Origin of the sequence: Klebsiella quasipneumoniae subsp. quasipneumoniae, from assembly GCF_020525925.1 — a bacterium.
GTDB lineage: Bacteria > Pseudomonadota > Gammaproteobacteria > Enterobacterales > Enterobacteriaceae > Klebsiella > Klebsiella quasipneumoniae.
In genome coordinates this window covers 1,972,293-1,992,328 of sequence record NZ_CP084876.1, presented here as the reverse complement: position 1 = coordinate 1,992,328, position 20,036 = coordinate 1,972,293, and the positions used below count along the sequence as shown (strand labels likewise).

At 60.0% G+C, this 20,036-nt stretch carries 19 protein-coding genes; 7 read left to right on the top strand and 12 right to left on the bottom strand.

What is annotated here, in order from left to right; genetic code table 11:
- Positions 1-94 precede the first annotated feature (94 nt).
- A complete protein-coding gene (locus LGM20_RS09650) occupies positions 95-1,027 on the bottom strand; it encodes a LysR family transcriptional regulator (protein WP_044523914.1) in 933 nt (310 codons plus the stop codon).
- Positions 1,028-1,126: 99 nt separating this feature from the next.
- Here LGM20_RS09650 and LGM20_RS09645 point away from each other — a divergent pair, with 99 nt between their 5' ends.
- Positions 1,127-1,603, top strand: a complete 477-nt coding sequence (locus LGM20_RS09645) for a GNAT family N-acetyltransferase (RefSeq protein ID WP_004203250.1) — start codon at positions 1,127-1,129, stop codon at positions 1,601-1,603.
- A gap of 49 nt (positions 1,604-1,652) precedes the next feature.
- Here the strand turns inward: LGM20_RS09645 and pckA are convergent, their stop codons facing one another.
- Positions 1,653-3,296 (bottom strand): phosphoenolpyruvate carboxykinase (ATP), encoded by a 1,644-nt coding sequence (pckA, locus tag LGM20_RS09640; protein ID WP_023290179.1) that lies wholly within the window; start codon positions 3,294-3,296, stop codon positions 1,653-1,655.
- Positions 3,297-3,579: 283 nt separating this feature from the next.
- Between pckA and LGM20_RS09635 the strand changes: the two genes are divergently transcribed.
- A complete protein-coding gene (locus LGM20_RS09635; RefSeq protein ID WP_023290180.1) occupies positions 3,580-4,473 on the top strand; it encodes a LysR substrate-binding domain-containing protein in 894 nt (297 codons plus the stop codon).
- Between the two features lie 5 nt (positions 4,474-4,478).
- Here LGM20_RS09635 and LGM20_RS09630 read toward each other — a convergent pair whose 3' ends face one another.
- The 5 genes from LGM20_RS09630 to LGM20_RS09610 form a co-directional block, all read right to left on the bottom strand.
- Positions 4,479-5,198, bottom strand: coding sequence for an ABC transporter ATP-binding protein (locus tag LGM20_RS09630; protein WP_023290181.1), 720 nt, complete (start codon positions 5,196-5,198; stop codon positions 4,479-4,481).
- The gene (locus tag LGM20_RS09625; protein WP_044523916.1) at positions 5,195-6,070 is read right to left on the bottom strand and encodes an ABC transporter ATP-binding protein; all 876 of its coding nucleotides are present in this window, start codon (positions 6,068-6,070) and stop codon (positions 5,195-5,197) included. The genes LGM20_RS09630 and LGM20_RS09625 overlap by 4 nt, the downstream gene beginning before the upstream one ends.
- Complete coding sequence (gene livM, locus LGM20_RS09620; RefSeq protein ID WP_023290183.1) at positions 6,067-7,353, bottom strand: high-affinity branched-chain amino acid ABC transporter permease LivM; 1,287 nt, start codon at positions 7,351-7,353, stop codon at positions 6,067-6,069. The genes LGM20_RS09625 and livM overlap by 4 nt, the downstream gene beginning before the upstream one ends.
- A 9-nt stretch (positions 7,354-7,362) precedes the next feature.
- Complete coding sequence (locus LGM20_RS09615; protein WP_023290184.1) at positions 7,363-8,277, bottom strand: ABC transporter permease subunit; 915 nt, start codon at positions 8,275-8,277, stop codon at positions 7,363-7,365.
- A 109-nt stretch (positions 8,278-8,386) separates the two neighbouring features.
- Positions 8,387-9,445 (bottom strand): branched-chain amino acid ABC transporter substrate-binding protein, encoded by a 1,059-nt coding sequence (locus LGM20_RS09610; protein WP_162543149.1) that lies wholly within the window; start codon positions 9,443-9,445, stop codon positions 8,387-8,389.
- A gap of 289 nt (positions 9,446-9,734) precedes the next feature.
- On the opposite strand from LGM20_RS09610, the gene LGM20_RS09605 reads away from it, so the two are divergent.
- Positions 9,735-9,881 carry a hypothetical protein gene (locus LGM20_RS09605; protein ID WP_004225356.1) on the top strand — a complete coding sequence of 49 codons (147 nt, stop codon included), beginning with the start codon at positions 9,735-9,737 and terminating at the stop codon, positions 9,879-9,881.
- 51 nt (positions 9,882-9,932) lie between these two features.
- On the opposite strand, the gene pflB is transcribed toward LGM20_RS09605, so the two are convergent.
- From pflB to tdcA, 5 genes are all read right to left on the bottom strand, one after another.
- Positions 9,933-12,227, bottom strand: coding sequence for a formate C-acetyltransferase (gene pflB / locus LGM20_RS09600; protein WP_044523919.1), 2,295 nt, complete (start codon positions 12,225-12,227; stop codon positions 9,933-9,935).
- 29 nt (positions 12,228-12,256) lie between these two features.
- Complete coding sequence (gene tdcD, locus LGM20_RS09595) at positions 12,257-13,465, bottom strand: propionate kinase (protein WP_044523920.1); 1,209 nt, start codon at positions 13,463-13,465, stop codon at positions 12,257-12,259.
- Positions 13,466-13,492: 27 nt separating this feature from the next.
- Complete coding sequence (tdcC, locus tag LGM20_RS09590) at positions 13,493-14,824, bottom strand: threonine/serine transporter TdcC (RefSeq protein ID WP_032453337.1); 1,332 nt, start codon at positions 14,822-14,824, stop codon at positions 13,493-13,495.
- A gap of 25 nt (positions 14,825-14,849) precedes the next feature.
- Complete coding sequence (gene tdcB / locus LGM20_RS09585) at positions 14,850-15,839, bottom strand: bifunctional threonine ammonia-lyase/L-serine ammonia-lyase TdcB (RefSeq protein WP_044523922.1); 990 nt, start codon at positions 15,837-15,839, stop codon at positions 14,850-14,852.
- Between the two features lie 93 nt (positions 15,840-15,932).
- Complete coding sequence (tdcA, locus tag LGM20_RS09580; protein ID WP_032453338.1) at positions 15,933-16,871, bottom strand: transcriptional regulator TdcA; 939 nt, start codon at positions 16,869-16,871, stop codon at positions 15,933-15,935.
- A 197-nt stretch (positions 16,872-17,068) separates the two neighbouring features.
- On the opposite strand from tdcA, the gene LGM20_RS09575 reads away from it, so the two are divergent.
- From LGM20_RS09575 to LGM20_RS09560, 4 genes are all read left to right on the top strand, one after another.
- Positions 17,069-17,191 (top strand): hypothetical protein, encoded by a 123-nt coding sequence (locus LGM20_RS09575; RefSeq protein ID WP_218811005.1) that lies wholly within the window; start codon positions 17,069-17,071, stop codon positions 17,189-17,191.
- A 437-nt stretch (positions 17,192-17,628) separates the two neighbouring features.
- Entirely contained in the window at positions 17,629-18,717 is a 1,089-nt protein-coding gene (locus tag LGM20_RS09570) for an ATP-binding cassette domain-containing protein (protein ID WP_044523923.1), read from the top strand.
- Entirely contained in the window at positions 18,710-19,339 is a 630-nt protein-coding gene (locus tag LGM20_RS09565) for an ABC transporter permease (protein ID WP_044523926.1), read from the top strand. The genes LGM20_RS09570 and LGM20_RS09565 overlap by 8 nt, the downstream gene beginning before the upstream one ends.
- A complete protein-coding gene (locus LGM20_RS09560; protein WP_023290193.1) occupies positions 19,339-20,007 on the top strand; it encodes an ABC transporter permease in 669 nt (222 codons plus the stop codon). Before LGM20_RS09565 ends, LGM20_RS09560 begins: the two co-directional genes overlap by 1 nt.
- Positions 20,008-20,036 lie beyond the last annotated feature (29 nt).

The following is a 20,036-nucleotide window of genomic DNA, read 5'->3' as shown; positions in this document are numbered from 1 at the left end:
CTGCGCCCCGGGCGCCAGGCGGTAAAAGACATACCCGGCCCGGCAGGGTTAACGCGACGCCGAGCGGCAAGATGTTAATAATCCGGACGTGACCTCATGGCGCCGGCGCCGCGGCGGCGTTCCCCAGCGTCTGCAACAGGGAGATCAGCCAGCGGGTGGCCTCGCGTTTCCCGCTGCGTTTGTGGGCGTAAATCTTGACGTCAAACGGGGGAACCGGAAACGGCAGCGGGAAAATGGTCAGCCGGGCGGCGCGAGCCATCGTCTCCGCCGCCCGCCGGGGCAGCGCCATCAGCAGATCGCTCTGCTCAATAATAAAGGGAGCGCTCAGCATCGAGGGCGTTTTCACCGCCACCTGCCGCGAATAGCCCTGCCGCTCCAGCTCACAGTCCAGCACCCCCTGCCGCTCATTCCATGGGGTCACCACCAGATGACGGGCCGCAAGGTAGGCGTCCAGGGTGAGCGCCGTTCGGTCGGCCTGGCTGATAACCACATATTCGTCCCGCAGCCAGTTGATCTCCTCGAGATCGGGATGAGCTGGCTCGTCAGGGGTATTGAACCCGAGAGCCAGATCGACCTCGCCCGCCAGCAGCTCGGTCAGCGCCGGGCTGTGGGGCAGATAACGGAGCTCAAACCGCAGCCCGGGCGCCTCACGCTGCAGGTGGTGCATCAGCGTCGGAAAGACGCAGAACGCGGTGAAATCGGTGATCGCAATCTGCATGCAGTCGGTGCTGGCGGCCGGCACAAACGCCGCCGGCGGCGTCAGCTCCTGATTGAGAAATTTCAGCGCCGAAGCGATAGAGGGCGCCAGCTGGCTGGCATAGACGCTGGGACACATCCGGTGACCTTCCCGATAGAACAGCGGGTCGTTGAGGGCGCTGCGCAGCCGGGAGAGCGCATGGCTCAGCGCCGAGGTGCTCATCGCCAGCTCTTCTGCCGCCAGGCGCACCGAGCGGGAGCGATAGACCGCGTCAAAGACCGGCAGCAGGTTGAGGTCGATACGGCGCAGGACAGGATGCATAATATTCATCGTTTGCTGATTTCATTGCACTTAATTCTTTTCACAATACCGCTTATGCTCTGGGTCAGCAATTTTGCTTTCCTTCATACCATTCAGACAGGACGACCCATGAGCATCACGATCCGCCAGGCCACCCCGGACGACGCCACCGCTATTTATGACATGATTTATGAACTCGCGGTCTACGAGAAAGCCCCCGAAGAGGTGGTGACGACGGCAGAGGAGATCAGAGAGACGCTGTTTGCCAGCAGCAGCAAAACCGAGGCGCTGATCTGCGAGGTGGCAGGCAAAGCGGTGGGCTACGCCGTGTTCTTCACCAGCTACTCCACCTGGCTTGGCCGTAACGGCATCTATATGGAGGATCTGTACGTAACCCCCGACTATCGCGGGATCGGCGCCGGAAAAGCGCTGCTGAAAACCATCGCGCAATATGCTGTACAGCGTCAGTGCGGGCGTCTGGAGTGGAGCGTGCTCGACTGGAACCAGCCGGCGATTGATTTCTATCTGAGCATTGGCGCGCAGCCGCAGGATGAGTGGGTGCGTTATCGCCTCACTGGCGATGCGCTGCGGGCCTTTGCGGAGTAAAGCGGCTCGCCAGCAGGTCGGCGCCAGGCGTCGACCTGCTGGCCGCGGATCAGGCTTCGACCGCGCTATTCTGCAGCTGCGGACCGGCCAGCGCCAGACGCGCGCCCGCTTCGGTATCGCTGTACTGCTTAAAGTTATCCATAAACAGCTGAGCCAGACTCTCCGCCTTCTCCTGCCACTTATCCGCTGAGCTCCAGCCATTACGCGGATCCAGCACTGCGCTGTCGACGCCCGGAATGCTCTGCGGGATCGCAAGATTGAACACCGGGATCGCTTCATCGCGCAGCGGGCCGGTGGTGCCATTGAGGATCGCGCTGATGATGCTGCGGGTATCGCGCAGCGACAGGCGTTTGCCCTCGCCGTTCCAGCCGGTGTTGACCAGCCAGGCTTCCGCACCGGATTCCGCCATCTTCGCCGCCAGTACGCTGGCGTACTGGGTCGGGTGAAGCAGCAGGAACGCCGCGCCGTAGCAGGCGGAGAAGGTCGGCGTCGGCTGGGTAATGCCGCGCTCGGTTCCCGCCAGCTTCGAGGTGAAGCCCGACAGGAAATGGTACTGCATCTGCTCGGTGGTCAGACGGGAGACCGGCGGCAGGACGCCAAACGCGTCTGCGGCAAGGAAAATCACCTTCGACGGATGGCCCGCCCGGGACACCGGCTTGACGATATTGTCGATATGCGACAGCGGATAGGAGACGCGGGTGTTCTCGGTTTTGCTGCCGTCGGCGTAATCCACGCTGCCGTCGGCGCGCACCACCACGTTTTCCAGCAGCGCATTGCGGCGGATGGCGCCATAAATCTCCGGCTCCGCCTGCGGGTCGAGATTGATGGTCTTGGCGTAGCAGCCGCCTTCGAAGTTAAACACCCCGTCATCGTCCCAGCCGTGCTCGTCATCGCCAATCAGTTGACGATGCGGATCGGTGGACAGCGTGGTTTTGCCGGTACCGGAGAGGCCGAAGAACAGCGCGACGTCCCCTGCTTCGCCGCGGTTGGCCGAGCAGTGCATCGACGCGATGCCTTTCTGCGGCAGCAGGTAGTTCATGACCGAGAACAGCCCTTTTTTCATTTCGCCGCCGTACCAGGTGCCGCCGATGAGCTGAATACGCTCGCTCAGGTTAAAGGCGACGAAGTTCTCGGAGTTCATGCCCTGCGCCTGCCAGTTGGCATTGGTGCAGCCGGCGCCGTTGAGCACCACGAAGTCCGGGGTAAAGCTGGCCAGCTCGTCGGCGCTCGGCACGATAAACATGTTTTTGACAAAGTGGGCCTGCCACGCCACCTCGGTGACGAAGCGCACGCCAAGGCGGGTGTCCGGGCTGGCGCCGCACCAGGCGTCGATGATGTACAGTTTTTTGCCGCTCAGCTGGCCTGCGACCAGGCTTTTCAGGCTGCGCCACACTTCTGGCGATAACGGCTTATTGTCATTGCGGCCGAGGCCGGAGTCAGCCCACCATACGGTGTCGCGCGTCTGCTCGTCTCTGACGATATATTTATCGCGCGGCGAGCGGCCGGTGAAGATGCCGGTATCCACTGCCACAGCGCCAGAGTCGGTCATTACGCCGCGGGCCGCGCCGGTCAGCTCAGGAGCGGTTTCATGTGCAATAAGCAAATCGTAATCAGGGTTGTAAAACAATTCGCCGCTTGCATTAATCCCCAGCTCCTGCAGAGCCATTTTTACTGATTCAATTTGTTGTGACATGGAACTCCTGACAAACTATTTAAGGTAAGAGGCCTGGGTTATTCATTGCTTTCGTCATCGTCGCCAGCTATTTAATAAGATAAATCCTGGGCAATGAAATAAAGCAATAAATAACCATGAGTCGCGATTTCATATCGTACTCATGTAGGGTCGCCGATACGCATTCATAAATCTCAACTTTCCAAAAAATGTTAACACCTGTCGATAATTATGTTAATTGCATAGTTTCTATGCGCTATGCTAAAATTGCATAGCCTTTATTGCGTTTTTGAGGACTGGATCGGTGTTGGCAAATCTGGAAGTTAAATGGCTGTATGATGTGATTGCTCTCGAGGAGTCACGCAGCTTTACCCTGGCGGCCAAAGCCCGCAATATCTCCCAGTCCTCGTTCAGCCGACGCATCCAGTCGCTGGAGGCTTCCCTCGGATTCAGCATCTTCGACCGCAGCGCCAACCCCCTGCAGTTGACCAACCGCGGGAAAATTTTTGTCGGCTATGCGCGAAATATGCTCGACGACATGGATTTTCAGATCAGCCGAATTAAAGGTTTAAATAACACCACGCAGAAAATAAGAATCGACGCCGCCCCGTCGCTGTCGGTGTTATTGCTGCCGGAAATTATCGCCGGTTACACCGACCGTAAAAATAAGACTTTTCATGTTGAATCGATTAACGTCAACGACGCCGTATTTAACCTGAAAGAGGGTAAAAGCGATTTTATCCTCTCCTTCTATAATGAAGAATTAATGAACTATCCGTTTATTAATCATAAAATTTTTGATTCTTACCTGCACCTGGTCTCCCCCTGCGACGAACATGGCCGGCCGCTGTTTCATTTACATCGCGGCGTGCTGCCGCTGATGAAATACGCCAACGACAGCTATATGGGGCGCCAGGTGAACCAGGTCATCGACCGCACGCCGGAGATCACCTTCTCCCTCACCTTTGTCTCTTCCATGAGCGAGCTGCTCAAGCGCATGATCCTCAATGGCGACGGCGTGGGCTGGTTGCCGCAGTACTCCATTCAGCGCGAGCTGGACGAAGGCCGACTGACGATCCTCGATGAGAGCCTGTCGCTGCCGATCGGCGCCTGGCTCTACCGCTCCGGCTCGCGGCTTAACCAGGCCGCCGAACGTTTCTGGCAGCACATTAAAACCCGTAACCAACCGCGGGATTAACCCTCTCAGCCGCTGATCCCCAGATACGCCTTACGCACCTCCGGGTCGTTGAGCAGCGCCTGGCCGCTACCGCTCAGGCGGATCTGGCCGTTCACCATCACGTAGGCGCGGTCCGACAGGTTGAGGGCATGGCGGGCGTTCTGCTCCACCAGAAACAGCGTCATCCCCTGGGCCGTCAGCTCGCGCAGGATCTGAAATATCTGCTTCACCACCAGCGGCGCCAGTCCCAGGCTCGGCTCATCCAGCAGCAGCAGGCGCGGCCGGCTCATCAGCGCCCTGGCGATGGCCAGCATCTGCTGTTCGCCGCCGGAGAGGGTCATCGCCCGCTGTCCCCGCCGCTCTTCCAGCCGGGGGAACAGCTGGTACATCCGGGCCTTGTCCTCGGCCTGATAGCGGTTGCCAATGGCAATGGTCCCCATCAGCAGATTCTCCTCGACGGTCATATCGGGAAAGATGCGCCGCCCTTCCGGGGCCTGGGCGATGCCGTTGCTGGCGATAAAGTGGGTCGATTTCCGGCTGATCGCCTCCCCGCGATAGAAAATCTCCCCGCCGGCAATACGCGGCTGCCCGAAGACCGACATCAACAGCGTCGATTTACCCGCGCCGTTGGCGCCGATCAGCGCCACCGTCTCCCCCTCGTTGACGGTCAGGGAGACCTGCTTCAGGGCCTGGATCGGCCCGTAGAAGACATCCACCTCATCAAAGGCAAGCAGTGGCTGGCTCATCGGCGCGTCTCCTCTTCCTCAGCGCCAAGATAGGCGGCAATCACGCTGGCGTTGGCCTGAATCGCCTGCGGCGCGCCGCGGGCGATGACGTCCCCGTGATCGAGGACGATGATATGATCCGAAATCTCCATCACCATCCCCATATCATGTTCGATCAATAGCACCGTGATGCCGTGCTGCTGGCGCAGAAAGCGGATGATCCGGCTCAGCGCCTGGGTTTCGACCGGGTTGAGTCCGGCCGCCGGCTCGTCCAGACAGATCATCTCCGGACGGGTGCACATGGCGCGGGCGATCTCCAGCCGCCGCTGCTGTCCGTAGGAAAGCGTTCCCGCCAGACGGTTGGCGCAGTCCACCATCTCCACCACCTCCAGCCAGTAAAACGCGCGATCCAGCGCCTGACTTTCCGCCTGCCGATAGCCGCGGGTGTTGAGGATCCCGGCCAGCAGATGGCGGTTGACCTGGGTATGCTGGGCCACCAGCAGGTTCTCAATCACCGACATCTCGCGGAACAGGCGAATATTCTGGAAGGTGCGGGCCAGACCGGCGCGGTTCACCAGATGGGTGCCGCCGAACATCTTGTAATAGATCCGCCGCCCCAGCTGCGCCGGGTGGAGGAAATCGTCCGGGTGAAGCTTTTGCCCCAGCACCTGAATGACATCGGTGACCTTTTCCCGCGCCCGTAGCACGATACTCCCCCCCGTCGCCCGGTAAAAGCCGGTCAGGCAGTTAAATACCGTGGTTTTGCCCGCGCCGTTGGGGCCGATCAGGGCGGTGATCGACCCCCGCTCCACCTCCAGATTGACGTCATTCAGCGCTTTGATGCCGCCGAAATGCATCATCAGATGCTCAACGCGTAAGATGCTGTCGCTCATGGCGCGACTCCTTTTCGCAACGCGACCCCGCTGCGGCTGGTGCGCACCAGGCCGCGCGGCCGCCAGATCATCATCAGCACCATCAGCACGCCAAACAGCAGCACGCGATATTCGTCAAACCCGCGCAGCAGCTCCGGGGTGACCGTCAGGACAAACGCCGCCAGCACCACCCCAAGGGTGGAGCCCATTCCCCCCAGCACCACAATCGCCAGGATCAGCGCCGACTCAAAAAAGGTGAACGACGTCGGATTAACAAATCCCTGATAGCTGGCGAAGAACACTCCGGCGATGCCGGCGGTCGACGCGCCGAGCATGAACGCCGAGAGCTTAACCAGCACATGGTTGAGCCCCATCGCCCGACAGGCGATCTCATCCTCGCGCAGCGCCTCCCAGGCGCGGCCGATGGGCATCCGCGTCAGGCGATGCTTCACCAGCAGCACCAGTATCACCACCATGCACAGCACGGCGTAGAGGAAGATGAATTTCAGGTTGGGGTTGTAACTGACGTGGAAGAATTCATGGATAGGGATACCGCCATCCTTTGCCCGGCGGGTAAATTCGAGGCCAAACAGCGTGGGGGACGGCACCGGGACGCCGTTGGGGCCGCCGGTGAAGCTCACCCAGTTGTTAAGCACCAGGCGAATGATTTCGCCAAAGCCGAGGGTGACGATGGCCAGATAGTCGCCGTGCATGCGCAGCACCGGAAAGCCCAGCAACGCCCCGGCGAGGGCCGCCATCACCGCCCCCAGCGGCAGCATCGCCCAGAAGCCGAGACCCAGGTACTGGTAGCCCAGCGCCAGGCCGTAGGCGCCGATAGCATAGAACGCCACATAGCCCAGATCGAGCAGCCCCGCGAGACCCACCACGATATTCAGCCCCAAACCGAGCAGGACGTAGATCAGCCCGAGGATCGCCACGGTCAGCAGGTATTTGCTGGCGAGAAACGGAAAGGCGATAGCCAGGCCCACCAGCAGCGGCATTATCCAGCGCAGCCGCGAGCGGTAGCCCGGGGGCCGGACGTACACCCCGTCATCCGCCCCCTCAAAGCGGGCAACCAAGGCCTTGCCCCGCCGGCTCTGCAGCAGCAGGCTGAGCGCCAGTCTGCCGGCCATCACCACCGCCACCAGGATCGCCACCCGCGCGGGCGCGAGGGTAAAGCCATAGCCTTTGAGCACCACGCCGACGATCGGGCCAAAGACAATTAACGCGCAAAGACCGGCCAGCACGCTGTCGATCAGCGCGCTTTTGATATCCCGCGCAGGCTGGCGCGTCAGTTCACCCATAGAGCCCCCTCAGACCTTGGCCACCAGCGGTCGACCCAGCAGCCCCTGCGGGCGAAAAATCAGGATCGCCACCAGCAGCGCAAAGGAAAAAACGTCTTTGTAATCCGAATTCACCATTCCGGCGAACTGCGCCTCGGCCACCCCGAGCAGCAGTCCGCCCAGCATCGCGCCAGGCAGCGAGCCAATCCCGCCCAATACCGCGGCGGTGAAGGCTTTGATGCCGATAATAAATCCGATGTAGAAGTCGAAGGTGCCGTAGTTCATGGTCACCAGCACCCCGGCCAGGCCGGCCATCGCCGCGCCGATAACAAACACCAGGGAGATCACCCGGTCGGTATTGATGCCGAGGATCGCCGCCATGCGCCGGTCCTGCTGGGTGGCGCGGCAGATGCGCCCCAGCCGGGTGTACTGGATAATCCAGGTCAGGATCAGCATCCCCACCAGCGCGGCGACGAGAATAAACACCTTGGTCCAGGTGATCTGCACTACCCCATCGCCCACCGTCATACGCAGCGCGCCGCTGAGCAGCGTCGGGATCCCCTGCTGGTTTGGCCCCTGGCTCAGCTGAACATAGTTCTGCAGGATCAGCGACATTCCAATAGCCGAGATCAGCGGCGCCAGGCGCGTCGAGTTGCGCAGCGGCCGGTAGGCGATGCGCTCGATCGCCCAACCGTACACGCCGGTGACCACAATGGTGAATACCAGGGTGGCGAAAATCAGCAGCGGAAACGAATGGATCCCGAAGAAGGAGAGCAGCGCCAGGCCGATGGCGCACAGGTAGGCGGAGACCATATACACCTCGCCGTGGGCGAAGTTGATCATGCCGATGATCCCATACACCATGGTGTAGCCGATGGCGATTAAGCCGTACACCGCGCCCAGCGTCAGCCCATTGATCAGTTGTTGCAGAAAAAACGCCGTCATAGCCCCTCCAGCCGCCAGGCCGACGGCCGCCGGGATCGGTACCCGGTCGACCGCCGTCGTGAGACGATTAGCCAATCAAAACAACGGATAGTTCCTGGGTGGTAGCCGATCAGAGCTGGTGATATTTGCCCTTGTCGTCCCACTGATAGACCACATAGTCCGACACCTTGAGGTCGCCTTTGCCATCCCAGCCTTTTTTGCCCATCACCGTCTCGACGTCGTGGCTCTTCAGCCAGTCGCTGGCTTTGGCGTTATCGGTGCCGACGGCGTTCCAGGCGGCGGCGATAGCCTGAATAGAGGCATAGGCGTAGAGGGTATAGCCTTCCGGCTCAAAGCCGCCGGCGCGGAACTTCTCGATCACCGCTTTGCCTTCCGGGAGGGTGCGCGGGTCCTGACCAAAGGTCATCAGCACGCCGTTGGTGAACTGCGGCCCGCCGGCGGCCGTCACCAGCTCCTCGGTGACAATACAGTCGCCGGAGAAGAATTTCGCCTGCACTCCCTGCTCGCGCATCTGGCGCACCAGCGGGCCCGCCTCAGGGTGGCAGCCGCCAAAATAGACCACGTCCGGCTTGAGGGCGCCGATCTTGGTCACCAGGGCGTTAAAGTCTTTTTCACCGCGGGAGAGGCCTTCGTACAACACTTCTTTGGTGCCCCGCTTCGCCAGCGCCGCGCGGGTGGCATCGGCCAGCCCCTGGCCATAGGTGTCTTTATCGTGGATGACGGCAATTTTCTTCGCCTTCAGCACGTCCAGCATATAGTTGGCGGCAATCGCCCCCTGCTGATCGTCGCGGCCGCACATGCGGAAGAGATCCTTCATGCCGCGCTCGGTGATCTGCGGATTGGTGGAGCCGGGGGTAATGGTCAGAATCCCGGCTTCGTCATACACCTCGGAGGCCGGCATCGTTGAGGAAGAGCAAAAGTGCCCCACCACGGCGGAGACTTTCGCTTCGTCCACCAGCCGGTTGGCCACCGCTACCGCCTGTTTCGGTTCGCACGCGTCATCCCCCTGCACCAGCACAATCTTTTCGCCTTTGATGCCGCCGGCGGCATTGATATCAGCCACCGCCTGCGAGGCCCCCTTCCAGTACTGGGCGCCGTAGGTAGCGTTGGGGCCGGTGAAGGGCCCGGCGACGCCGATCTTCACGTCAGCCTGGGCGTAAAAGGCCATGCTCATACAACCTGCTATCACAACATGAAGCGTCATTGTTTTCAGTTTCAAAGACATTCGGATATTCCTCAGCGATTTAGAGCCTGGCGTCATGGAATGACGCAGAAAATATCACTTACCGTGTGGTACCGACGCAGGCGCAGCGCCAGGACGGCCAGGGTGGAAGAAGCAAAAATCCCGCCAGGTAGAGAGATCGCGCCGGAGAGCGGACGCCCCGGTCGGTGCGCACGCGACGACAACCCGTGCCGCATCCGGCAAGGGCGCATTCCCTTTCAGGTCAGGAGATCGGTTGCCATCACGTGGCGAGCCGGACAACGCGGTATCCGTACCGGCCCGTGAGCTAAACATAGATGCAGTTAGCGGTCGCTGCGCGCCAGCGTGGTGCAAAAATGCGAATATGATCAACAGTGGTGATTATTTTGTTGCGGTAATGTGAAGGTGATAACAGGAGAGCCCGTTAAGGGCTCCCCTGTGGCCCGGCGGCCGCTCAGAGCTGGCTGGTGAACGTTCGCGAGATCACATCCTGCTGCTGCTCGCGGGTTAGCGCGTTAAAGCGGACCGCATAGCCGGAGACGCGGATCGTCAGATTCGGATACTGCTCCGGATGTTCTATCGCATCGAGCAGCTTTTCCCGGTTCAGTACATTGACGTTGAGGTGCTGTCCCCCCTCCACCGTCTCCTCGTGATGGAAGTAGCCGTCCAGCAGCCCTACCAGGTTGTTTTCCTGCGCCGACGGCGCTTTGCCGAGGGCCGCCGGCACGATGGAGAAGGTGTACGAGATGCCATCTTTGGCGTAGGTAAACGGCAGTTTCGCCACCGAGGTCAGCGACGCCACCGCCCCTTTGCGGTCGCGGCCATGCATCGGATTGGCCCCCGGGGCGAACGGCGTCCCCGCCCGACGTCCGTCCGGCGTGTTGCCGGTTTTCTGCCCGTACACCACGTTGGAGGTAATGGTCAGGATCGACTGGGTCGGCACCGCCTGGCGCCAGGTGGGCAGCGCCTGGATTTTGCGCATAAAGCGCTCCACCAGGTCGCAGGCGATGGCATCGACGCGATCGTCGTTGTTGCCATATTGCGGATAATCCCCCTCAATGACAAAGTCCACCGCCAGCCCGTGATGGTCGCGCACCGGCTTCACCCGGGCGTACTTTATCGCCGACAGCGAATCCGCTGCCACCGACAGGCCGGCGATGCCGCAGGCCATCGTACGGTAGACGTCGCGGTCGTGCAGGGCCATCAGCGCCGCTTCGTAACTGTACTTATCATGCATGCAGTGGATGATGTTCAGCGCGCTGATGTACTGCACCGCCAGCCAGTCCATAAAGTGGTCGAGGCTGGCCATCACGCTGTCGTAGTCCAGCACCTCATCGCGCAGCGGCGCGGTTTTCGGCCCCACCTGGATCTTCAGTTTCTCATCCACCCCGCCGTTAATCGCGTAGAGCAGCGTTTTGGCGAGATTGGCGCGGGCGCCGAAGAACTGCATCTGCTTGCCGATCACCATCGGGCTGACGCAGCAGGCGATGGCGTAGTCGTCACTGTGAAAATCGCTGCGCATCAGATCGTCGTTCTCATACTGCAGCGACGAGGTGGCGATAGAGACCCGGGCGGCGTATTTTTTAAACGCCACCGGCAGCGCCTGCGACCAGAGCACGGTCAGGTTCGGCTCCGGCGCCGGACCCATGGTGTGCAGGGTATGCAGGTAACGGAAGGTGGTTTTACTGACCAGGGTGCGGCCATCCAGCCCCATACCGCCCAGGACTTCCGTCGCCCAGATGGGATCCCCGGAGAACAGCGAGTCAAATTCCGGGGTACGCAGGAAACGCACCATGCGGATCTTCATGATGAAGTGGTCAATCAGCTCCTGGGCCTGCTCCTCATTGAGTAAACCGGCGCGCAGATCGCGGTCAATATAGATGTCAAGGAAGGTGGCCGTGCGTCCCAGCGACATGGCGCCGCCGTTCTGCGACTTCACCGCCGCCAGGTAGGCGAAGTAGAGCCACTGCACCGCCTCCCGGGCGGTGCGCGCCGGGTGGGAGATATCGCAGCCGTAACGGGCCGCCATCTCCTGCATCTGCTGCAGCGCGCGCCGCTGTTCGGCCAGCTCTTCGCGCAGGCGCAGGGTGGCCTCCAGCGCCTCGCCGCGTTCAAGGGCCGGCTGCAGGTCGGCAAACTGCAGCTCACGTTCGCGGACCAGAAAGCGAATGCCGTACAGCGCCACGCGGCGGTAATCGCCGATGATCCGTCCGCGACCGTAGCCGTCCGGTAGCCCGGTCAGCACCCCGGACTTACGGCAGCGCAGCATATCCGGGGAATAGACGTCAAATACGCCCTGATTGTGGGTCTTGCGCAGCGCCGTAAACTGATACTCAAAATCGGGGTCCATTTCGCGGCCATAGGCCTCGAAGGCGCTTTTGATCATATTGATGCCGCCAAAGGGATGCAGGGCGCGCTTCAGCGGCCGGTCCGTTTGCAGGCCGACGATCTTTTCCAGCGGCTGGTTGATATAGCCCGCCGCGTGGGCGGTGATGCTGGTGGCGACATTGGTGTCGAAATCCACCGGCGCATGGGTGGCGTTCTCGACGCGGATCCCGGCCATCACCTGCTTCCAGAGGGCGGTGGTGGCCGGCGTCGCGTCGGCGAGGAAGGACTCATCGCCCTCGTAAGGGGTGTAGTTATGCTGAATAAAGTCGCGAACGTTAATCTGCGTTTGCCACGCCGTCCCGCGAAAGCCCTGCCAGGCGTCGGCGTATCGTGCGTCGTGGGTGTCGATATCTACTTTCATGAACATCGTCTCTCTACAGAATAAAAAAATCAGGCCAGCGCCGCCGCGGTGTGGATCCGGCCTAAGCGGATCGCATCGAGGGCAATCATGCGCTCTTCATTGGTGGGGATAACCGCGCAGCGCACCCGGCTGCCGTCGGCGGAGATCAGGCGCTCGCCGGCCGAATTAGGCTGCTGGTTGCGGGCGGCGTCCATCTCAAGGCCAAAGACCGCCAGCCGCTCGCTCACCAGCCGACGGATCAGCACCGAGTTTTCGCCAATCCCGCCGGTGAAAATAATGCCGTCGAGACGCTGCAGCGCGGCGGCGTGGCCGGCGATATGGCGGGCGATGCGATGGACGAAGGTTTTGATCGCCAGGCGGGCGCGGGCATGGCCCTCATGCCAGGCCTGCTCCAGTACCCGCAGGTCGGAGGAAAGGCCGGAGATCCCCAGCAGGCCGGAGGCGGTGTTGGCCACCCGCTCCAGGTCGCTGAAGGTCTGCCGGGTTTCCGCGGCAATCCACGCCATGGCGCCGAAGTCGACATCGCCGCTGCGGGTGCCCATCATCAGCCCCTCCAGGGGCGTCATCCCCATCGAGGTGTCCACGCTGCGGCCGTTGCGCACCGCGCAGATCGAGGCGCCATTGCCCAGGTGGGCGATCACCAGGCCGCTCTCCTGCTCCGGCAACCCGAGCAGCGCCAGGGCGCGCCGGGAGACATAGCGGTGAGAGGTTCCGTGGAAGCCATAGCGGCGCACCCCGAGGTTCTGGTAATACTCCCACGGCAGGCCATAGAGAAAGGCTTCCGGGGCCAGGGTCTGGTGAAAGCTGGTATCAAAGACCGCCACCTGCATGACCCCCGGGAACAGCCGCTGCGCCGAGGCGATGCCGCTAAGGCTGGCGTAGTTATGCAGCGGGGCCAGGGACGATACCTGGCGAATATTGTCGATAACCTCCTCGCTGATAATGACCGACTCGGTGAAGAGGTCGCCGCCGTGGGCGACGCGGTGGCCAATCAGGGCCACGCTGTCGATAAGATCGCGTTGGGCTAATGCCCCGGCAATCGCCTGCAGGGCGCCTTCGTAGCCGCGCGGCGCCAGCGCCACCGGCTCGCCGCCGTTGAGCGAGAGAGACGCCTGGTCCGCGTTGATGCCCTCGGCTACGCCGTTGAGCAGGCAGTCGCAGCTGGCGGCGTCCAGTACGGAAAATTTGATCGACGACGAGCCGCAGTTGATCACCAGCACTACCGGAAATTCAGTCATGTTGTACTCCGCGTGGCCTGAGCCGGATTAGAACAGTTTGTAAACGATATTGAGGATGGTCAGCAGACCAATGGCGGTCACAAAGAGGTTATCGAGACGGCCACGGTATTTGGCCAGCGAAGGCGCTTTACGAATGGCGTACATCGGCAGCAGGCACAGCAGCGAGGCGATAATGGGCGCGCCCATGGCCTCAATCAGGTCGAGGATATTGGGGTTGGCATAGGCCACCACCCAGGTCGAGCCCATGATGAACACCATGCTCAGGGTATTGAGCTTGCCGCTGGAGACCCGGGTTTTATCCCCTTTATAGCCGAAACGCAGGATCAAACCGTTCAGCCCCTCGAGGGTGCCGAGATAGTGGCCGAAGAACGATTTGAAGATGGCCACCAGGGCGATGATCGACGCGCCATACTCCAGCAGGGTGGCAAAGGTGGATTTGGCGCCCGACATCGAGGCAAAGTGGTTCGCCAGATAGGAGAGCACCGGGATATTCTGCGCCTTGGCGTCCGCCATGTTCTGCGGCGAGAGGGTAAACAGGCAGCTGAAGGCGAAGAACATCACCACCGCCACCATCAGCATGCTGGCCCGGGAGATGATCTGCGAGCATTTGTGTTCGGTATACTCCCGGCCAAACTGCGCTTCATACTCTTCGCGTTTGGAGACCACAAACGAGGAGACGATCGGCGAGAAGTTAAAGGAGAACACCATAATGGAGATGCCCAGCCACACTGTCACCAGAATGCCGTCGTGACCGGTTAAGGCGATATCGCTGAGGTTCACCTGATCAATCACCGCGCTATTCCAGTAAGGGATTAGAGACAGGGAGATCACCACCAGGCTGGCGATAAACGGCCACACCAGATAGCTCATCACCTTGACCATCAGGTCTTTGCCAAACCAGATGACAAACGCCATCAGCAGCAGCAGGAGCAGCGCCACCACTCCGCGGTTGAGGGCCGGCATCTGCAGCTGGTTCTCCCAGAAGGTCATGAAGGTATTGGTGATCGTCACGCCATAAATCCACAGCAGCGGGCAGATGGCGAAGAAGTACAGAAAGGTGATCACCACCCCGCCGGTTTTGCCAAAATGCTCTTCCACCGTTTCGGTGATATTGCCGGAGGGGTTAGCCCCCGACAGGCACAGCCGCGCCAGCGCCCGGTGGCAATAGAAGGCGATGGGATAGGCCAGCACCAGCATCACCAGGATCGGGATCAGCCCGCCGAAGCCGGCGCGGATGGGGAAAAACAGCACCCCGGCGCCGATGGCGGTGCCAAACAGGCCCAGGGTCCAGGTGGTGTCGGATTTACGCCAGGACGAAAGGCTTGTCTGGCTGGATGCAATGCTCTCAGTCGTACTCATATCCTGTCCTCACTTATGTATTGAATTAAGCGTCAACAAAACCGGTAATTTGCGATACCCGCGAGAGATCGATATTGCCGCCGGAAATCAGGCTGACCGTTTTGCGGTTCTGGATATAGCTGTCTAATTTGCCGCTTAATAACGCGGCGCAGGCCAACGCTCCGGCCCCTTCGGTGATCACTTTATTGCGCTGAATTAAGGCGACCATGCTCTGGCGAATGTCGTCCTCGCTGACGAGGACGATGTCATCCACCAGCTGGCGGGCGATTTCATAGGTCAGTTTTCCCGGGCGGGCGACATCGCAGCCATCGGCTAAGGTGCCGGCGTGGCGATGGCTGGTGATCTCTCCGGCGTACCAGGAGGCGGCCATGCCGTGAACATTCTCCGACTGCACGCCGATAATGCGGATCGTCGGGTTAATAGATTTAATCGCAATCGCGATGCCGGCAATTAAGCCCCCGCCGCCAATCGGCACAATGACATTATCCACGTCATACAGATCTTCTAATATTTCGAGACCGATGGTGCCCTGCCCGGCAATAACCTGGGGATCGTCATAGGGGGGAATAAAGATACGGCCTTCAAGTTCAACAATATCGCTGGCTTTGGCGAGGGTATCGTTAAAATTATCGCCATGCAGCACCACCTCCGCCGAATAATCGCAGGTGGCGGCGACTTTTGATTTCGGCGCCCCTTTCGGCATCACCACTTTCCCGTCAATGCCGAGCATGGCGCAGGAGAGCGAGACGCCCTGGGCGTGGTTGCCCGCTGAGCAGGCCACCACCCCTTTGCGTTTTTCCGCTGCGGTTAAGCCGCAGAGCTTATTAAAGGCGCCGCGAATTTTAAATGAACCCGTGCGCTGCATATTTTCGAATTTAAGAAATATTTCACCCTTGCAGCGTTCGCTAAAATAATTCGACCGCGGCATACCCGTTTTATATATTTTTCCTGTCAGGCGTTGCTTCGCTTCGAGAATATCGTCAATGGATACCGGAAGATCGTAGGTAATATGCATTATGGCCTCTGTATCTTAATATAAAGTCAATGACCGGGCGTCATCCTGCTGACAACAGCGAGGATGGTTGTTGGATTATTTAATTAATATCAGTCAGGCAATTTCTATTGGCTGCCAGTGGCGGTTGCCCTGCCCCGATGAATACTGTTTCGCCATCTCCACCAGCGACGCCGCCGCGGTTTTCAGCCGGTAATTTTTCGACCACACCGCCGCATAGCGCGCCACCGGCAAGGCCTCTTTAATGGGGATGGTGACAAACTGGCTCGAGCCGAACGGCGTGGTCATGTCGCAGGGAATGACCGTCAAAAAATCGGCATTGAGCACCAGGTTATAGATCGTCACCACCGAATCGGTATTGACGATATTTTCACGGCGGATGCCGCTGCGCTGCAGGGTGGTCAGCAGTTCGCTGTAGTAGCCCATATTGGTCTCCGGCAGCACCCACTGCTCGTGCTGGAGCGAGGCCAGGCGGACGGTGCCGTTGCCGATCCGCGCCCGGTTCGCCACCAGCACAAACTCAGACTCAAACAGCGGCTCGACGTGCAGGTCCTGCAGCTTCATCTCATCGCTCAGCGTCCCGATGGCAAAGTCGAGGCGCCCGTCGCGGATCGCCGGCAAGAAGGCAGAGAGCTGCGCCTCATACATCGATACCCGCGCCTTGGGGAAGGTCATTTTGAACTGATGCACCATCTCCGACATAAAGGTAAACCCCACCAGCGAGGGAAAACCAAAGGAGACATCCACCACCGTGCTGTTGGTCAACGCATTCATTTCATTGACCATATTTTTCATTTCCCGGGTGATCGCCTCTGACCAGTTCAGAAATACCTGCCCGGCCTCGGTGAGCGAGACGCCGGTATTTCGCCGGACGATTAATTCGCTGCCAAAATAGCTTTCCATGTCGCCAATGATTTTACTGACCGCCGGCTGAGTGAGTCCTAACGCTTTTGCTCCAGCCCCGATTGACCCGCTGCGGATCACTTCCTGGAAAACCACCAGATGCTGAGTTTTAGGCAGAGAAAAAGTATTCATCACGTCTCACTTTCATTCCTTTGTTGACGGCGGAAAGTGTAACAAATCGCGATTAGCGGGTTATGTGAGAGCTCTCACAAAGGCTCCGCCGTGGCCGATTAGCAGGATTCCCCACCCAGAATAATCCATTTAAAATCAATGCGTTAAGATCATAGTGAACGTCGTTTGCGCGTTTATTGCCGTAACCGAATGCGGGGATAAAAATAATTGATGGCGATAACATCGACGGCAAAATGGCGATAAAAAATACGCTTTTTGTACGCTATTTGACCCGCGCCGTCAGGGCGATAAAAAAGGCGAAAATTAAATTAATGCTGTAAAGAATAAAAAGCGGACATAATCAACGCCATTATTTAACGACAAGTCGGTTTGGCATCACATTTTATCGGCGGCGGGCGGGAAAAAGGCGCAGGCATTATTTACATCAAAGAAACATTAAATTCACAATCTTGTTTTTCTTGTGCGGCGGAGGGGGCGGCTTTTTCCGCCATATCGCAGGCGGTCATACTTTGATTAAAATCAACCCTGGCAATTTATCTTTTGCGGCGCCTGGCAGGCAGTCATTTGTGTTGCCGATCACAAATCCATAAAACAACCTCCCGGCCTCTCTTCCACCGCAACTGATTAACCAGCTTTTCACTATGCAAATGCAAATAACGTATTTGCCCTCCCCGCAGGCGCTCTGTAGTTTGAGCCTGGATCCCGGCGCCACTTTTTCCGGGTCAGGACTTTATTATTCAGAGTGTTGAATTCCGCCATGATAAAATTAGCGCATCTTTTCAAAACCTATTCAGGCAGCGCCCAGCCGGCCATTCGCGACCTCAGTCTGGATATTGATCATGGCGAATTCTGCACTTTCGTCGGCCCGAGCGGCTGCGGAAAAACCACCATCCTGCGGATGATCAACCAGCTGGATATTCCCGACAGCGGCGACGTCTATATTCAGGGCGTCCGCCTCGCTGACGCTGATATTATCCAGGTCCGCCGCCAGATCGGCTTCGTGATGCAAAGCGCCGCGCTCTTTCCCCATCGTACCGTGGCGCAAAATATCGCCACCGTGCCGCGGCTGGCGGGCTGGAGCAAAGCGCGCATCAGCGCGCGCATTGACGAACTGGTAGCGCTGATGTCGCTCGACAGCCATCTGCTGCACCGCTATCCGCATCAGCTCTCCGGCGGCCAGCAGGGACGCGTGGCCATCGCCCGCGCCATCGCCGCCGATCCGCCGATTTTACTGATGGATGAGCCCTTCGCCGCCATCGACCCGGTGGTCCGTGAACGCCTCCAGGACGAGCTGTTGCTGTTGCAGCAGCGGCTGCAGAAAACCATTGTATTAGTGACCCACGACATCAATGAAGCGATCCGCCTCGGCGATAAAATCGCCATTTTCCAGGAAGGCGGCGTGCTGGCGCAGTTTGATACCCCCGACCGTATTCTGGCCCACCCGGCGAGCGAGTTCGTGCGCCGCTTTATCGGCCCGGAGCCCAATCTGAAACGGCTGGGTATGATTCAGGTCGGCCAGCTGCCGCGTCACGATGTCCCCCTGCTCGACGAAGCGCTGACGCCGATCGCCAGCGCCCATCCACCGCTGGCCAGCCCGCTGCGCCTGGTGCTTGACCGCCAGCGACGTCCGCTGCACTGGTTCGATCCGCAACACGGTCTCACCCTGCCGGTGGAGCGCCCGCTCGCCAGCAGCCACAGCCTGCGTTTCGCCTACAGCGCGCTGCTCGACGTGGCGACCGGCGTGCTGGTGCATGTGGATAGCGAAGGACAATACCAGGGGGCGGTGTCCCACGCCCTGCTGCAGCAGGTGCTCGACGGCGCGGTGGGGGTGAGACCTCATGATTGACTGGGGCTGGGTTATCGATAACCGCGCGATGATCGGCGATCTTCTCTGGCAGCATGCGCGGATGGTCCTGCTGGCGCTGTTTTTCGGCTCCCTGCTCACCGGCGGCCTGTTAGCCATTACCCTGCGCTGGCCCGCGACGGCGCAGCCGCTCATCACCCTCTGCGGCGTGCTGTTTACCATTCCCTCGCTGGCGCTGTTTATTTTATTGCTGCCGTTTACCGGGCTGTCGCTGACCACCTCGCTGATTGGCCTGACGCTGTACTCGCTGTTGATCCTGCTGCGCAACGTGCTGGCCGGCATGGAGAAGCTGCCGCAGGCGGCGCTGGAGTCGGCGCGGGCGCTCGGCTACACCCGCGGTTTCCGCTTCTTCGATATCGAGCTGTGGCTGCTGCTGCCCTCTCTGTTTGCCGGGCTGCGCATTGCCTCGGTGACGCTGGTCGGCCTGGTCACTGTCACCGCGCTGATCGGTCAGGGCGGGCTCGGGCAGCTGCTGATGGCGGGCTTTAATCAGGACTTTCTGACGCCAATTGTCGTCAGCCTGGTCCTCAGTCTTGTACTTTCGCTGGTCTTTGACGGGCTGATTGCCCGTCTCGGCGACTGGCTAACGCCGTGGGCGAAATGATGACGCTGCTTCTCGCCACCTTTCACTGGTTAACCCAGCCGGAGCACTGGCTGGGCGACGATGGCATCCTGCTGCGCCTGGGCCAACACCTATATTACGTGCTGGTCAGCATGGCCGTTGCCTGCGCCATTGCCCTGCCGCTCGGCATCGCCCTGGGTTACTGGCGCAAAGGCGCCTTCGTGGTGATCAACCTGTTTAATCTTGGCCGCGCCATCCCTTCGTTAGGGCTGATTTTATTATGCATCATCGTTTTCGGCTTTAACGATATCCCGGTGCTGGCGGCGCTGATCGCGCTTTCTATTCCGCCCATTCTCACTAACACCTGGGTGGGGATTTATCACGCCGACCGCCCGCTGTGCGATGCGGCCATCGCGCTGGGTATGACCCCCTGGCAAAGCCTGTGGCAGCTGCGGATCCCGCTGGCGGCGCCGCTGATCCTCGCCGGGATGCGCACCGCGCTGGTCCAGCTTATCGCCACGGCGGTAGTCGCAGCCTATGCCGGCCTGGGCGGGCTGGGACGTTTTCTGATCGATGGCCTCGGGCAACGGGATATCCCGCAGGTGATCGGCGGTTCGCTGGTGGTTTCCCTGCTGGCGATAGGCGGCGAACTGCTTTTCGCCCGCTGCGCCGGACGCCTGACCCACCGCCGAATTGCCGCGCCTTATTAACGTGTACCTGACATTACCCTCAGCGCCTG

Excerpts from the sequence above, each read along its gene's own strand:
- LGM20_RS09650 (WP_044523914.1), bottom strand. The coding sequence starts at position 1,027 with ATGAATATTATGCATCCTGTCCTGCGCCGTATCGACCTCAACCTGCTG.
- LGM20_RS09645 (WP_004203250.1), top strand. The coding sequence starts at position 1,127 with ATGAGCATCACGATCCGCCAGGCCACCCCGGACGACGCCACCGCTATT.
- pckA (WP_023290179.1), bottom strand. The coding sequence starts at position 3,296 with ATGTCACAACAAATTGAATCAGTAAAAATGGCTCTGCAGGAGCTGGGG.
- LGM20_RS09630 (WP_023290181.1), bottom strand. The coding sequence starts at position 5,198 with ATGAGCCAGCCACTGCTTGCCTTTGATGAGGTGGATGTCTTCTACGGG.
- LGM20_RS09625 (WP_044523916.1), bottom strand. The coding sequence starts at position 6,070 with ATGAGCGACAGCATCTTACGCGTTGAGCATCTGATGATGCATTTCGGC.
- livM (WP_023290183.1), bottom strand. The coding sequence starts at position 7,353 with ATGGGTGAACTGACGCGCCAGCCTGCGCGGGATATCAAAAGCGCGCTG.
- LGM20_RS09615 (WP_023290184.1), bottom strand. The coding sequence starts at position 8,277 with ATGACGGCGTTTTTTCTGCAACAACTGATCAATGGGCTGACGCTGGGC.
- LGM20_RS09610 (WP_162543149.1), bottom strand. The coding sequence starts at position 9,445 with ATGGCCTTTTACGCCCAGGCTGACGTGAAGATCGGCGTCGCCGGGCCC.
- pflB (WP_044523919.1), bottom strand. The coding sequence starts at position 12,227 with ATGAAAGTAGATATCGACACCCACGACGCACGATACGCCGACGCCTGG.
- tdcD (WP_044523920.1), bottom strand. The coding sequence starts at position 13,465 with ATGACTGAATTTCCGGTAGTGCTGGTGATCAACTGCGGCTCGTCGTCG.
- tdcC (WP_032453337.1), bottom strand. The coding sequence starts at position 14,824 with ATGAGTACGACTGAGAGCATTGCATCCAGCCAGACAAGCCTTTCGTCC.
- tdcB (WP_044523922.1), bottom strand. The coding sequence starts at position 15,839 with ATGCATATTACCTACGATCTTCCGGTATCCATTGACGATATTCTCGAA.
- tdcA (WP_032453338.1), bottom strand. The coding sequence starts at position 16,871 with ATGAATACTTTTTCTCTGCCTAAAACTCAGCATCTGGTGGTTTTCCAG.
- LGM20_RS09570 (WP_044523923.1), top strand. The coding sequence starts at position 17,629 with ATGATAAAATTAGCGCATCTTTTCAAAACCTATTCAGGCAGCGCCCAG.
- LGM20_RS09565 (WP_044523926.1), top strand. The coding sequence starts at position 18,710 with ATGATTGACTGGGGCTGGGTTATCGATAACCGCGCGATGATCGGCGAT.
- LGM20_RS09560 (WP_023290193.1), top strand. The coding sequence starts at position 19,339 with ATGACGCTGCTTCTCGCCACCTTTCACTGGTTAACCCAGCCGGAGCAC.